Below are 13,841 nucleotides of genomic sequence, written 5' to 3' on the forward strand. Positions count from 1 at the left end.
TCTGCAACAGTTAATTAATATGGAGTAATTACCATAAAAAGTAACAGTAAAGCCCAGGTAAATATTATTATATTTACCCATATTTAACTTTATTATTACAATCAACAGTCATTGCCGAAAAAAATAAAAAACGGGGCAATGAAATTGCCCCGTAATATAGCCCAGACGATTGAATACGCCTACAGCTGATAATGTTATATGCGCTTATTTTGACCAGTAAGCGGATTTCGCCTTCTGCAATTTTTCATACGCTTTCAGCAGAGACTGATGTGCCGGGAAGGCTTTCAGATCGCTATCCACAGCCTGAAGACCGTAGAACGGCGCTTCACCGCTCAGTGCTGCGCTGGCGGCTTCAACGGCGTCAGCACCGTACATGCGAACAAACGCATTCAGGTATTGCAGCGGCTGACGATCTTCTTCCTGCGCGAGAAGCAGCAGGGTTTGCAGGCAGCGATAGTAGTTAGTGCGCTCGGCAGAGAAGACAGACTGGTTAAACTCCATAGTCCACTCGGTCCAGGCCAGAGCCTGATCCAGATCGCCACCAGCCAGTGCCAGCATTGCTTTCAGCTCACCGATACGCAGGGTATACCAGCCGTTATCTTTACCGGTCGCCAGACCCAGCAGCTCGCGTACGCGGGTGAAGTCATCATGGCCTTCTTCGTCCAGTTGCGCGATCAGGTTCAGGTAATCTTCTTTTTCCCATTCGCTGCCCGGCAAGGCCAGCAGGGTTTCACGCAGGTGCGCGCCCATGCTGTTGTTCGCCAGCCACAGATCTTCTGCCGGATAGATGTCGGACATGCCCGGCACCAGAATGCGGCAGGCGTACACGCCAAGGTGTTCGTAGTCAGCGATGTAGACTTCTTTATCTTCCGCCTTAAAGATAGCCATCAGCGTGGCGAACTCTTCTTCGGTGGTACCTGCAAAGCTCCAGTCGACGAACGGATAGTCCGCGTCCTGCTTAAACAGATCCCAGGAGATCAAACCGCTGGAGTCGATGAAGTGGGTTTCAAGGTTGGTGTGCTCGGCCACTTCTTCGTCGTCAAAGGTCGGTGGCGTAAACACGTCCAGATCTTTCAGGCCACGGCCCTGCAGTAACTCGGTGACGGTACGCTCCAGCGCCACGCCAAAGTCAGGGTGCGCGCCGAAAGAGGCGAAGCAGGTTCCGTTTTCAGGGTTAAACAGCACCACACAGATAACCGGGTATTTACCGCCCAGTGAGCCGTCATAGGCAAAGATTGGGAAACCTTCCGCTTCCAGCCTGGCGATGGATTCCACCACGCCCGGGTAGCGCGCCAGCACGTCAGCCGGAATTTCAGGCAGGCTGATGGATTCGGCAATGATGCGGTTTTTAATGTGGCGTTCGAAGACTTCAGACAGCCCCTGTACGCGCGCTTCATTACGGGTATTACCGGCAGACATACCGTTGGACACGTACAGGTTGCCAATGATGTTCATCGGGATATAGACGGTCTGTTCATCAGACTGACGCGTGAACGGCAGGGCGCAGATACCACGATCCTCATTGCCGGACTGCAGATCGATCAGCATGCTGGCGGTCAGTTCGTTTTCCGGATCGTAGAACGCACGCAGACGCGCGTCGAGAATGCCTTCCGGCAGCGCGTCGTCTTCAGGCAGCGGGAACCATTTTTCGTTCGGATAGTGCACGAACGGGCCGTTGGCGATGGTTTCACCCAGCCAGAAATCGGCGAAGAAATAGTTGGTCGACAGACGTTCAAAATACTCACCCAGCGCAGAGGCCAGTGCCGCTTTTTTTGTCGCGCCTTTACCATTGGTAAAGCACAGGGCACACTCTTTATCGCGAATATGCACGGACCAGACATGAGGCACCGGGTTGAGCCAGGAGGCTTCTTCGATATTAAAGCCCAGGTCGGTCAGTTTCTGCTGGAAGCGAGCGATGGAATCTTCCAGAGCGGCGTCTTTGCCGGGGATAAACGTTTGAGTCATGGCGTTCACTTTTATCGTACGTAAAGCGCGCAATGATACGGGTTTTGCGTGACAGGTGCTATCTTCGGCGAAAATAAAAGACTCGACTATGCTTACAGACAGTAACTTACTGTTAAGGCATAGAAAAATGAAAGCATTTGATCTCCAGCGGATGGCGTTTGATAAAGTTCCTCCCGAATTTTTGGGCGAAGTGGCCCTGCGCAGCCTGTATACCTTTGTATTGGTCTTTCTGTTTCTCAAAATCACCGGGCGGCGTGGCGTCCGGCAGATGTCCCTCTTTGAGGTGCTGATTATTCTGACGCTGGGTTCAGCGGCGGGGGATGTCGCCTTTTACGACGATGTGCCGATGGTGCCGGTCTTTATCGTTTTTGTCTCACTGGCGCTACTTTACCGGCTTGTCATGTGGCTGATGTCGAAAAGTGAAAAGCTGGAAGATCTTCTCGAAGGGAAGCCGGTGGTTATTGTCGAGAACGGGCGGCTGGCCTGGGAAAATGTACAGAGTGCCAACATGACCGAGTTCGAGTTTTTTATGGAACTGCGTCTGAATAGCGTTGAACAACTCGGGCAGGTACGGCTGGCAATCATGGAAACGAACGGACAAATCAGCGTCTATTACTATGCTGACGACGAGGTGAAGCCGGGGCTCTGTATTCTGCCGGATATGCTTATTGAGCGTTTCACCACCGTGCCTGAGTCAGGCGAATATGCCTGTATAAGATGTAGCCATGTTGTGGCGATGCAGCCGGGCAATCATCAATTATGTCCCCGCTGTACAAATCCGGAATGGACGAAGGTTAGCCGGGCCAAACGCCTTACCTGACAGCCATATTGTCGGTTTTGCCGCAGTGAGATGGCAGATTGTATTGTGTGACGCGGGACACATTTCACCGGTCATAAGTTTTAGACATTGCGGCGCGTGTCACTGAATGATAAAACCGATATCCACAGTTATAACTTATTGCTTTTAGCGTGGTGAGGGGAAATGGCTCAAGTCTTTAATTTCAGTTCAGGTCCGGCGATGTTGCCGGCAGACGTGCTTAAACAGGCTCAACAGGAACTTTGTGACTGGAACGGTCTGGGTACGTCGGTGATGGAAATCAGCCACCGTGGTAAAGAGTTTATTCAGGTGGCGGAAGAGGCAGAAAAGGATTTTCGCGATCTGCTGAACATTCCCTCAAACTACAAAGTTTTGTTCTGCCACGGCGGTGGCCGCGGTCAGTTTGCTGGCGTCCCGCTGAATATCCTCGGCGACAAAACCACGGCAGACTACGTTGATGCGGGTTACTGGGCGGCAAGTGCGGTCAAAGAAGCCAAAAAGTACTGCTCGCCAAATGTTATCGACGCCAAAATTACCGTTGATGGCCTGCGTGCAGTGAAGCCGATGAGCGAATGGCAGCTCTCTGATAACGCTGCGTACCTGCACTATTGCCCAAATGAAACCATCGACGGGATTGCCATCGACGAGACCCCGAACTTCGGTAAAGACGTGGTGGTTGCAGCCGATTTCTCCTCTACCATTTTGTCCGCGCCAATTGACGTCAGCCGCTACGGTGTTATCTATGCGGGTGCGCAGAAAAATATCGGCCCGGCGGGTTTGACGATCGTCATCGTGCGCGAAGATTTGCTGGGTAAAGCCCATCAGTCTTGCCCGTCTATTCTGGATTATACGGTCCTCAACGATAACGACTCCATGTTCAACACCCCCCCTACGTTTGCCTGGTACCTCTCTGGCCTGGTCTTTAAATGGCTCAAGCAAAACGGCGGCGTGGCGCAGATGGACAAAATCAATCAGCAGAAAGCCGACCTGCTGTATGGCGTGATCGATAAGAGCGATTTCTACCGTAACGATGTCGCGAAAGCTAACCGTTCTCGTATGAATGTGCCGTTCCAGCTGGCGGACAGCAACCTGGATAAAGTCTTCCTTGAAGCGTCCTTCGCTGCAGGCCTGCATGCGCTGAAAGGCCACCGTGTTGTAGGCGGTATGCGTGCCTCTATCTATAACGCGATGCCGCTGGAAGGGGTTAAAACCCTGACCGATTTCATGATCGACTTCGAACGTCGCCACGGTTAATTACGCTGTTTTTCACCCCCGTAGCCCTGCTGCGGGGTTTTTATTATGTTGAGTTGAGAGTTAAGTTTCATGGAATCCCTGACGTTACAACCTATCGCGCGGGTAGATGGCACCATTAATCTGCCTGGTTCAAAAAGTGTCTCGAACCGCGCTCTGCTGCTGGCAGCTCTGGCAAACGGCACCACTGTCCTCACAAACCTGCTGGACAGCGATGACGTGCGCCATATGCTCAATGCGCTGAAAGCGTTGGGAGTTCATTACACGCTGTCTGACGACCGCACCCGCTGTGAAGTGACCGGCAACGGCGGCGCGTTACGCTCGGCTGAAGAGCGTGAACTGTTTCTGGGTAATGCGGGGACGGCGATGCGCCCGCTGGCGGCGGCCCTGTGCCTGGGCAGCAACAATATTGTGCTGACCGGTGAGCCGCGCATGAAAGAGCGTCCTATTGGCCATCTGGTGGATGCCCTTCGTCAGGGCGGCGCGCAGATTGAGTATCTGGAGCAGGAAAATTTCCCGCCTCTGCGTCTGCGCGGTGGTTTCAATGGCGGTAACGTCGAGGTGGATGGCAGCGTCTCCAGCCAGTTCCTGACGGCTCTGCTGATGACTGCGCCGCTGGCATCACAGGATACGGTCATCACCATCAAAGGCGACCTGGTCTCTAAACCGTACATTGATATTACGCTGCACCTGATGAAAACCTTCGGGGTTGAGGTGGAAAACCGCGCTTATCAGCAATTTGTGGTTCGCGGTGCGCAGCAGTACCAGTCTCCGGGTCATTACCTTGTGGAAGGTGATGCTTCGTCTGCCTCCTATTTCCTGGCGGCAGGGGCGATTAAGGGCGGTACGGTGAAAGTGACCGGCATTGGCCGTAACAGCGTTCAGGGCGATATCCGTTTTGCTGACGTGCTGGAAAAAATGGGCGCCACGATTACCTGGGGCGATGATTTCATCTCCTGCACCCATGGCGAGCTGAACGCTATCGATATGGACATGAACCATATCCCGGATGCGGCGATGACCGTTGCCACGGCGGCGCTCTTCGCAAAAGGCACCACGACGCTGCGTAACATTTACAACTGGCGCGTAAAAGAGACTGACCGTCTGTTCGCGATGGCGACCGAACTGCGTAAAGTGGGCGCCGAAGTGGAGGAGGGCGAAGACTACATCCGCGTCACGCCCCCGGCAAAACTGCAGTTTGCGGAAATCGGCACCTATAACGATCACCGCATGGCAATGTGCTTCTCGCTGGTGGCGCTCTCCGATACGCCGGTGACCATTCTCGACCCGAAATGTACGGCGAAAACCTTCCCGGACTACTTCGAGCAATTGGCGCGTATCAGTACCCCTGCCTGATTTGCCTTCGCGCCAGCCTCTGTGCTGGCGCGCTTACACCGTTCCCACTCATTGACGTGATGATCTACACTTCTGAAGATGTGCGCCTGCCGCCTGCAAGCAACGCGAACGATGTAGAAGTATCATTGCGCAATAATTCTTCATCTAAATACCTGTAATTCGCGTTTTTGCACACAACGTTAACGATTGTGGGCATAGGCGCGTATAATGCGCGGCGTTTACGTTAACGGTATGCCTGTTTAAGGAGATAAAGATGACGGCAATTGCCCCGGTCATAACCATTGATGGCCCAAGCGGTGCAGGAAAGGGCACCTTGTGCAAGGCAATGGCGGAAGCATTGCAATGGCATCTGCTGGACTCTGGTGCTATTTACCGCGTGTTAGCGCTTGCGGCGCTGCATCACCATGTTGATGTGGCCTCCGAAGACGCGCTGGTTCCGCTGGCTACCCATCTTGATGTTCGCTTTATCTCTACCAACGGAAATCTGGAAGTGATTCTCGAAGGTGAAGATGTCAGCGGTGAAATTCGGACTCAGGACGTGGCGAATGCCGCGTCACAGGTTGCCGCTTTCCCGCGCGTGCGTGAAGCACTGCTGCGCCGTCAACGCGCCTTCCGCGAACTGCCTGGCCTGATCGCTGACGGGCGTGACATGGGAACCGTTGTCTTCCCTGATGCGCCAGTGAAAATTTTCCTCGACGCCTCCTCGGAAGAACGGGCTCAACGCCGCATGCTTCAGTTGCAGGAAAAGGGGTTTAGTGTTAACTTTGATCGCCTTTTGTCCGAGATAAAAGAGCGCGATGACCGCGATCGTAACCGCGCCGTCGCCCCACTTGTTCCTGCAGAAGATGCATTAGTTCTGGATTCAACCAGTTTAACTATTGAGCAAGTGATTGAAAAAGCGCTACAATATGCGCGCCAAAAACTGGCACTCGCGTAATTGCGACCGATTTAGCAGTACCCCCGCTGCAATGGATTGACGGCGGGTATGTGAAACAACCCCATCCGGCACGGAGCCAGGTGGACGTTATATTAACCTGAAGATTAAACATGACTGAATCTTTTGCTCAACTATTTGAAGAATCCTTAAAAACAATCGAAACCCGTCCGGGTTCCATCGTTCGTGGTGTTGTTGTTGCTATCGACAAAGACGTAGTACTGGTTGACGCCGGTCTGAAATCTGAGTCCGCCATTCCGGCAGAGCAGTTCAAAAACGCCCAGGGCGAGCTGGAAATCCAGGTTGGTGACGAAGTTGACGTTGCTCTGGATGCAGTAGAAGACGGCTTCGGCGAAACCCTGCTTTCCCGTGAAAAAGCTAAACGTCACGAAGCTTGGATCACGCTGGAAAAAGCTTACGAAGAAGCTGAAACTGTGGTCGGTGTTATCAACGGCAAAGTTAAAGGTGGCTTCACTGTTGAGCTGAATGGTATTCGTGCGTTCCTGCCAGGTTCTCTGGTAGACGTTCGTCCAGTCCGTGACACCCTGCACCTCGAAGGCAAAGAGCTTGAGTTCAAAGTAATCAAGCTGGACCAGAAGCGTAACAACGTTGTTGTATCCCGTCGTGCCGTTATCGAATCCGAAAACAGCGCAGAACGCGATCAGCTGCTGGAAAACCTGCAGGAAGGCATGGAAGTCAAAGGTATCGTTAAGAACCTCACTGACTACGGCGCATTCGTTGACCTGGGCGGCGTTGATGGCCTGCTGCACATCACCGACATGGCGTGGAAACGCGTTAAGCACCCAAGCGAAATCGTGAACGTGGGCGACGAAATCACTGTTAAAGTGCTGAAGTTCGACCGCGAGCGTACTCGTGTATCCCTCGGCCTGAAACAGCTGGGCGAAGATCCATGGGTAGCTATCGCTAAGCGTTACCCAGAAGGTACTAAACTGACTGGTCGCGTTACCAACCTGACTGACTACGGCTGCTTCGTTGAAATCGAAGAAGGCGTTGAAGGCCTGGTGCACGTTTCCGAAATGGACTGGACCAACAAAAACATCCACCCATCCAAAGTTGTTAACGTTGGTGATGTAGTGGAAGTTATGGTTCTGGATATCGACGAAGAACGTCGTCGTATCTCCCTGGGCCTGAAACAGTGCAAAAACAACCCATGGCAGCAGTTCGCGGAAACCCACAACAAGGGTGACCGTGTTGAAGGTAAAATCAAGTCTATCACTGACTTCGGTATCTTCATCGGCCTGGACGGCGGCATCGATGGCCTGGTTCACCTGTCTGACATCTCCTGGAACGTTGCAGGCGAAGAAGCAGTTCGTGAATACAAAAAAGGCGACGAAATCGCTGCAGTTGTTCTGCAGGTTGACGCAGAGCGTGAACGTATCTCCCTGGGCGTTAAACAGCTCGCAGAAGATCCGTTCAACAACTGGGTTGCACTGAACAAGAAAGGCGCAATCGTAAACGGTAAAGTCACTGCAGTTGACGCTAAAGGCGCAACCGTAGAACTGGCTGACGGCGTTGAAGGTTACCTGCGCGCTTCTGAAGCTTCACGTGACCGCGTTGAAGATGCCACTCTGGTTCTGAACATTGGTGACGACGTTGAAGCTAAGTTCACCGGTGTTGACCGTAAGAACCGTGCAATCAGCCTGTCTGTTCGTGCTAAAGACGAAGCTGATGAGAAAGATGCAATCGCAACTGTTAACAAACAGGAAGATGCAAACTTCTCTAACAACGCAATGGCTGAAGCTTTCAAAGCAGCTAAAGGCGAGTAATATCAGGTTGTCCGCATCATTTTGAGCTGTAACGCATTTACAGCGAGAAGGATGAGGAGCAAACTTGACAGATTAGAGGATTCGTCCTGTAATCAATAACAAAGGGCGGCTACGGCCGCCCTTGTTTAATGAGCTGTTCAGCTAATTGGTTTGAAAGGAACCGGAGGAATCATGACCAAGTCAGAATTGATTGAAAGACTTGCCAGTCAGCAACCGCATATCCCTGCGAAAGCAGTGGAGGATGCCGTAAAAGAGATGCTGGAGCATATGGCCTCCACTCTTGCCCAGGGCGAGCGCATTGAAATCCGCGGTTTCGGTAGTTTTTCTCTGCACTATCGTGCTCCACGTACCGGGCGTAACCCGAAAACTGGCGATAAAGTCGAACTGGAAGGTAAGTACGTTCCACACTTTAAGCCGGGTAAAGAACTGCGCGATCGCGCCAACATTTACGGCAACTGAGTTTAGCCATCAGCGCTAAACTGGGTTCGAAAGAAAGCACCTGCGGGTGCTTTTTTTGTGCCTGTCGCTTTTATTCTGAAGATGCCGCGCAATTTTCCTTTTGTTTTCTGCAAACGGATAAAAATGCTTCAGCGCCCGCTGTAAACCGCGTTTCTTCTGGCTGACGACTCACCCTGCCTGCTTCCATACTGTCACCCTCAAACAGGGAGGTAGTAATGGGCATTCCCGCGATAAGTCTTTGCGCCATTCTGGCGATCATGCCGTTACTCTGGTTACCCGTCCTGCCTGAACGTCATACCGTGTGGGTAATGATAGCCGGTGGGATAGCGCTGGCCGCCCAGCGACACAACGTCCTGAAGTATATGGGGATTATAGTGTTATTTTGTGCCTGGGGTCTTCTTGCTGCGCAGGAAAGCGTCTGGCCAATGCAACATTTAACGACGGGAGCAGTGCAGGCAGAGATAGAAATCACGGCCACCGATGGTGCAACAATGCATCAGGGCAACATTCTGCGGGTCGATGGTCAACGCTGGTGGGCATCCACGGGCGTGACGCTGTATGGCAATTACCTGCCGCAAAAGGTGTGTGCCGGTCAGCGCTGGGCCATGACGCTCAGGCTCCGGCCTGTGCATGGCGAGCTAAACGACGGGGGATATGATCCCCAGCGAAGCGCCTTTGCCCGACACCAGACGCTCAGCGGACGTTTCACGCAGGCGAAAATCGTCGATGAAAACTGCAGCTTGCGTGCTCAGTACCTGATCTCACTGCAACAGCGACTTTCTGCTTTTCACTGGGGCGCGGTTATGCTTGGGCTGGGGATGGGAGAACGTCTGGAGGTGCCCCGGGAAATTAAAGATCTGATGCGCGACACCGGCACGTTGCACCTGATGGCAATTTCGGGTCTGCATATTGCGCTGGCCGCATCCATCGTCTGGTTACTTGCGCGTGGGCTTCAGTTTTTGATGCCGGGCCACTGGATCCACTGGCAGATTCCTCTCCTGGCCGGGTTGCTCTTTGCCGCTTTCTACGCCTGGCTTACCGGGCTGCAACCGCCCGCATTGCGAACGGTTATCGCACTTGCCGTGCTGGCGGCATTGCGCATTGGCGCCCGTCAGTGGTCTCCCTGGCAGGTGTGGTGTTGCTGTATCGCGGCAATCCTGATAAACGATCCCTTAGCCGTGCTTTCTCAAAGTCTGGCCCTTTCAGCTTTTGCCGTCGCCGCGCTGATTTTCTGGTTTCAGTGGCTGCCTCTTCCTCGCGGGCACCGGGTTCGCTGGTTACAGCCTTTGCTGAATCTGCTCTATCTGCAAACCGGCATGTTGCTTCTGCTCATGCCATTACAGGTGCTGATTTTTCATGGGCTTAGCCTCTCTTCCCTGGTGGCTAATCTCTTTGCCGTCCCCCTGGTCACTTTTGTCTGCGTACCGCTGATCCTGTCCGGAATGTTGCTTCATCTGTTGCCGCTGACGGCGCTGGAAAGTGCCCTCTGGTTTGCAGCCGATAAATCCCTGGGGGGGTTGCTCTGGATGCTGATGCGCCTGCCGGATGGCTGGCAGAATGTAGATGAACGATGGCAATACCTGACGTTATTGCCCTGGCTTGCCATTATCGGCTGGCGCTTTCATGCCTGGAAATCCGTTCCTGCAGTGTGTCTGGCAGGGAGTGTCTTACTGGCATTTCCGCTCTGGCGAACGGTGAGAAGTGAGGGCTGGACACTGCATATGCTGGATGTGGGGCAGGGACTGGCAATGGTCATTGAACGCCACGGTAAAGCCCTTCTTTATGATACCGGGCTCGCCTGGCCGGGTGGTGATAGCGCCCGGCAGTTAATCATTCCGTGGCTACGCTGGCACCATTTGCAACCAGAAGGCGTCATTCTCAGTCATGAGCATCTCGACCATGCGGGAGGCCTGGCGACGCTGCAAAAAACATGGCCCACGTTATGGATAAGAAGCCCGTTAGGCCGGGGGGAGCATCGGCCTTGTTTTCGCGGGCAGAGATGGATATGGGAGGGGTTAACCTTCACCGTCCACTGGCCACCTGAGGGTTATTCCGAAAGGGGGAACAATCGCTCCTGTGTGGTAAAAATCGACGATGGTGAGCAGAGTGCGTTGCTTACGGGGGATATTGAATCGCAAGCGGAACAGACTATGCTTAGCCATTACTGGCGTCATCTGACGTCCACTGTAATACAGGTACCCCATCATGGCAGCAATACGTCTTCATCATTGCCACTGGTGCAGCGGGTAGAGGGGAGGATCGCGCTCGATTCTGCGGCCCGCTATAACGCATGGCATTTTCCGTCGGCAAAAGTTATCAGACGTTATCGAAAAGAGGGCTATATCTGGCACGATACCCCCCATTCTGGACAAATATCGGTGACATTCTCGCAACATCGATGGCAAATACAGCGCGTACGTGATGAATATTTACCGCGTTGGTATCATCAGTGGTTTGGCGCGCCCGGAGATAACGGGTAGAATATGCGGCTATTTCAACAGATGCTGGTTTTTTGAATGCATAACGACAAAGATCTCTCCACGTGGCAAACCTTCCGCCGACTCTGGCCGATGATTGCACCTTTTAAAGCAGGCTTGATCGTGGCGGGTGTAGCGTTAGTTCTCAACGCAGCCAGCGATACGTTTATGTTATCGCTTCTCAAACCGTTACTGGATGACGGTTTTGGTAAAACAGATCGCTCAGTGCTGATATGGATGCCACTGGTGGTTATTGGACTGATGATCTTACGCGGTATCACCAGCTACATTTCGAGCTACTGTATCTCCTGGGTTTCCGGGAAAGTCGTTATGACCATGCGCCGTCGGCTGTTTGGCCACATGATGGGCATGCCAGTAGCGTTCTTTGATAAGCAGTCTACCGGTACCTTGCTCTCACGTATTACCTACGACTCCGAGCAGGTGGCATCATCGTCGTCCAACGCGCTGATTACCGTGGTACGTGAAGGTGCATCGATTATCGGTCTGTTCATCATGATGTTCTATTACAGCTGGCAGCTGTCACTGATCCTTATCGTGCTGGCACCGGTTGTCTCTATTGCTATTCGCGTCGTTTCAAAGCGTTTTCGCAACATCAGTAAGAATATGCAGAACACGATGGGCCAGGTTACGACCAGCGCTGAGCAGATGCTGAAAGGGCATAAAGAGGTGTTGATTTTCGGCGGGCAGGAAGTCGAAACCAAACGCTTTGATAAAGTCAGCAACAAAATGCGTCTGCAGGGGATGAAAATGGTTTCGGCCTCTTCAATTTCTGACCCTATCATCCAGCTGATCGCTTCTCTGGCGCTGGCCTTTGTTCTGTATGCGGCCAGCTTCCCGAGCGTGATGGAGACGCTGACGGCAGGTACCATCACCGTGGTCTTCTCATCGATGATTGCCCTGATGCGTCCGCTGAAATCACTGACGAACGTCAACGCTCAGTTCCAGCGCGGGATGGCTGCCTGCCAGACCCTGTTCAGCATTCTGGATACCGAACAGGAGAAAGATGAAGGTAAACGCGAGATTGAACGCGCCCACGGCGATGTTGAATTCCGCAATGTGACTTTCACCTATCCTGGCCGCGAAACGCCGGCTTTGCGTAATATCAACCTGTCCATTCCCGCGGGTAAAACCGTTGCGCTGGTAGGCCGCTCTGGCTCAGGTAAATCCACCATCGCCAGCCTGATCACCCGTTTCTATGATATCGACGAGGGTGAAATCCTGTTGGATGGCCATGACCTGCGGGAGTATACCCTGCAGTCGCTGCGTAACCAGGTGGCGCTGGTCTCCCAGAATGTGCATCTCTTCAACGATACTGTGGCAAACAACATTGCCTATGCGCGTACAGAAGAGTACAGCCGTGCGGAGATTGAAAAGGCGGCTCGTATGGCCTATGCGATGGACTTTATCAACAAGATGGATAACGGTCTGGATACCATTATCGGTGAGAACGGTGTACTGCTCTCCGGTGGCCAGCGCCAGCGTATCGCCATTGCTCGTGCGCTGTTGCGTGATAGCCCGATTCTGATTCTGGATGAAGCAACCTCTGCGCTGGATACGGAATCTGAACGTGCCATTCAGTCTGCGCTGGATGAGCTGCAAAAGAACCGTACGTCGCTGGTGATTGCGCACCGTCTGTCGACTATCGAGCAGGCTGACGAAATCGTTGTTGTTGAAGATGGCGTGATTGTCGAACGCGGAAGCCACTCTGATTTGCTGGCGCACCGCGGCGTTTACGCCCAACTGCATAAGATGCAATTCGGCGAATGATTGCACGCATCTGGTCCGGTGAATCACCGCTGTGGCTGCTACTTCTGCCGCTTTCCTGGCTTTATGGCCTGGTGAGCGGCCTCATTCGTCTGCTTTACCGCCTGGGGTTAAAGCGAGCATGGCGCGCGCCGGTGCCGGTTGTCGTGGTGGGTAACCTGACGGCTGGCGGCAACGGTAAAACACCGGTGGTGATCTGGCTGGTGGAGCAACTGCAAAAACGCGGTATACGCCCAGGCGTGGTATCGCGTGGGTATGGCGGAAAAGCGGCGCAGTATCCCCTGTTGCTGACGGCGGAAACTACGACCGCTGAAGCGGGTGATGAGCCAGTATTGATATACCAGCGTACAGGTGCACCTGTTGCGGTTTCCCCGGTACGCAGTGATGCCGTTCAGGCACTTCTTGCCGAACACACGGTAGACATTATTATTACTGACGATGGTCTGCAGCATTACGCGCTGGCGCGTGATAAAGAGATTGTGGTCATTGACGGGGTTCGCCGGTTCGGTAACGGCTGGTGGCTACCCGCCGGACCAATGCGCGAACGTGCTTCGCGTCTCAGGTCCGTTGATGCGGTGATTGTTAACGGTGGAGAGGCCAAACCGCGTGAGATCCCTATGCATCTCAGGCCGGGAATGGCGGTGAATCTGTTGAACGGAGAGCGCCGTGCTGTCTCCTTGTTACCCGCGCTGGTGGCCATGGCGGGTATCGGTCATCCTCCGCGTTTCTTCGCGACGCTGGAACAGTGTGGCGCCCGGCTTGAAAAACGCGTTCCGCTGGCCGATCATCAGGCGCTGGTGCCAGATCAGGTCGCGGCCCTGACTGCGCCGGGGCAGACGCTAATCATGACTGAAAAAGATGCGGTGAAATGCCGTGCCTTTGCGAAGGAGAACTGGTGGTATCTGCCGGTTGACGCTGAACTCAGCGGTGAGCAACCGGAACAATTGCTCAAGGAACTGATTGCGTTAGTGCAGTAATGGCTTACGCGGTTCTGGTGGCGCTTTGACTGA

Annotated in this window: 10 protein-coding genes; 9 read left to right on the forward strand and 1 reads right to left on the reverse strand. The window is 53.4% G+C overall.

What is annotated here, in order from left to right; genetic code table 11:
- Positions 1-204: 204 nt before the first annotated feature.
- Positions 205-1,965 carry a 30S ribosomal protein S12 methylthiotransferase accessory factor YcaO gene (gene ycaO, locus HV340_RS07385; protein WP_181216404.1) on the reverse strand — a complete coding sequence of 587 codons (1,761 nt, stop codon included), beginning with the start codon at positions 1,963-1,965 and terminating at the stop codon, positions 205-207.
- 127 nt (positions 1,966-2,092) lie between these two features.
- On the opposite strand from ycaO, the gene HV340_RS07390 reads away from it, so the two are divergent.
- From HV340_RS07390 to lpxK, 9 genes are all read left to right on the forward strand, one after another.
- Positions 2,093-2,785: a DUF421 domain-containing protein gene (locus HV340_RS07390; protein ID WP_063925195.1), complete on the forward strand. Its 693-nt coding sequence runs from the start codon at positions 2,093-2,095 to the stop codon at positions 2,783-2,785.
- Between the two features lie 162 nt (positions 2,786-2,947).
- Positions 2,948-4,036 carry a 3-phosphoserine/phosphohydroxythreonine transaminase gene (serC, locus tag HV340_RS07395; protein ID WP_025204554.1) on the forward strand — a complete coding sequence of 363 codons (1,089 nt, stop codon included), beginning with the start codon at positions 2,948-2,950 and terminating at the stop codon, positions 4,034-4,036.
- A gap of 69 nt (positions 4,037-4,105) precedes the next feature.
- Positions 4,106-5,389, forward strand: coding sequence for a 3-phosphoshikimate 1-carboxyvinyltransferase (gene aroA / locus HV340_RS07400; protein WP_063925194.1), 1,284 nt, complete (start codon positions 4,106-4,108; stop codon positions 5,387-5,389).
- 253 nt (positions 5,390-5,642) lie between these two features.
- Positions 5,643-6,326: a (d)CMP kinase gene (gene cmk / locus HV340_RS07405; RefSeq protein ID WP_014169386.1), complete on the forward strand. Its 684-nt coding sequence runs from the start codon at positions 5,643-5,645 to the stop codon at positions 6,324-6,326.
- A gap of 110 nt (positions 6,327-6,436) precedes the next feature.
- Positions 6,437-8,110 (forward strand): 30S ribosomal protein S1, encoded by a 1,674-nt coding sequence (gene rpsA / locus HV340_RS07410; RefSeq protein ID WP_063925193.1) that lies wholly within the window; start codon positions 6,437-6,439, stop codon positions 8,108-8,110.
- A 171-nt stretch (positions 8,111-8,281) separates the two neighbouring features.
- Positions 8,282-8,569 carry an integration host factor subunit beta gene (gene ihfB / locus HV340_RS07415; RefSeq protein ID WP_008499965.1) on the forward strand — a complete coding sequence of 96 codons (288 nt, stop codon included), beginning with the start codon at positions 8,282-8,284 and terminating at the stop codon, positions 8,567-8,569.
- Positions 8,570-8,784: 215 nt separating this feature from the next.
- Entirely contained in the window at positions 8,785-11,049 is a 2,265-nt protein-coding gene (locus HV340_RS07420) for a ComEC family protein (RefSeq protein WP_181216405.1), read from the forward strand.
- A gap of 36 nt (positions 11,050-11,085) precedes the next feature.
- Positions 11,086-12,834: a lipid A ABC transporter ATP-binding protein/permease MsbA gene (gene msbA / locus HV340_RS07425; protein WP_020884816.1), complete on the forward strand. Its 1,749-nt coding sequence runs from the start codon at positions 11,086-11,088 to the stop codon at positions 12,832-12,834.
- A complete protein-coding gene (gene lpxK, locus HV340_RS07430) occupies positions 12,831-13,808 on the forward strand; it encodes a tetraacyldisaccharide 4'-kinase (protein ID WP_181216406.1) in 978 nt (325 codons plus the stop codon). The genes msbA and lpxK overlap by 4 nt, the downstream gene beginning before the upstream one ends.
- Positions 13,809-13,841 lie beyond the last annotated feature (33 nt).

The sequence above is a fragment of the Enterobacter sp. RHBSTW-00975 genome, from assembly GCF_013615235.1.
GTDB lineage: Bacteria > Pseudomonadota > Gammaproteobacteria > Enterobacterales > Enterobacteriaceae > Enterobacter > Enterobacter ludwigii.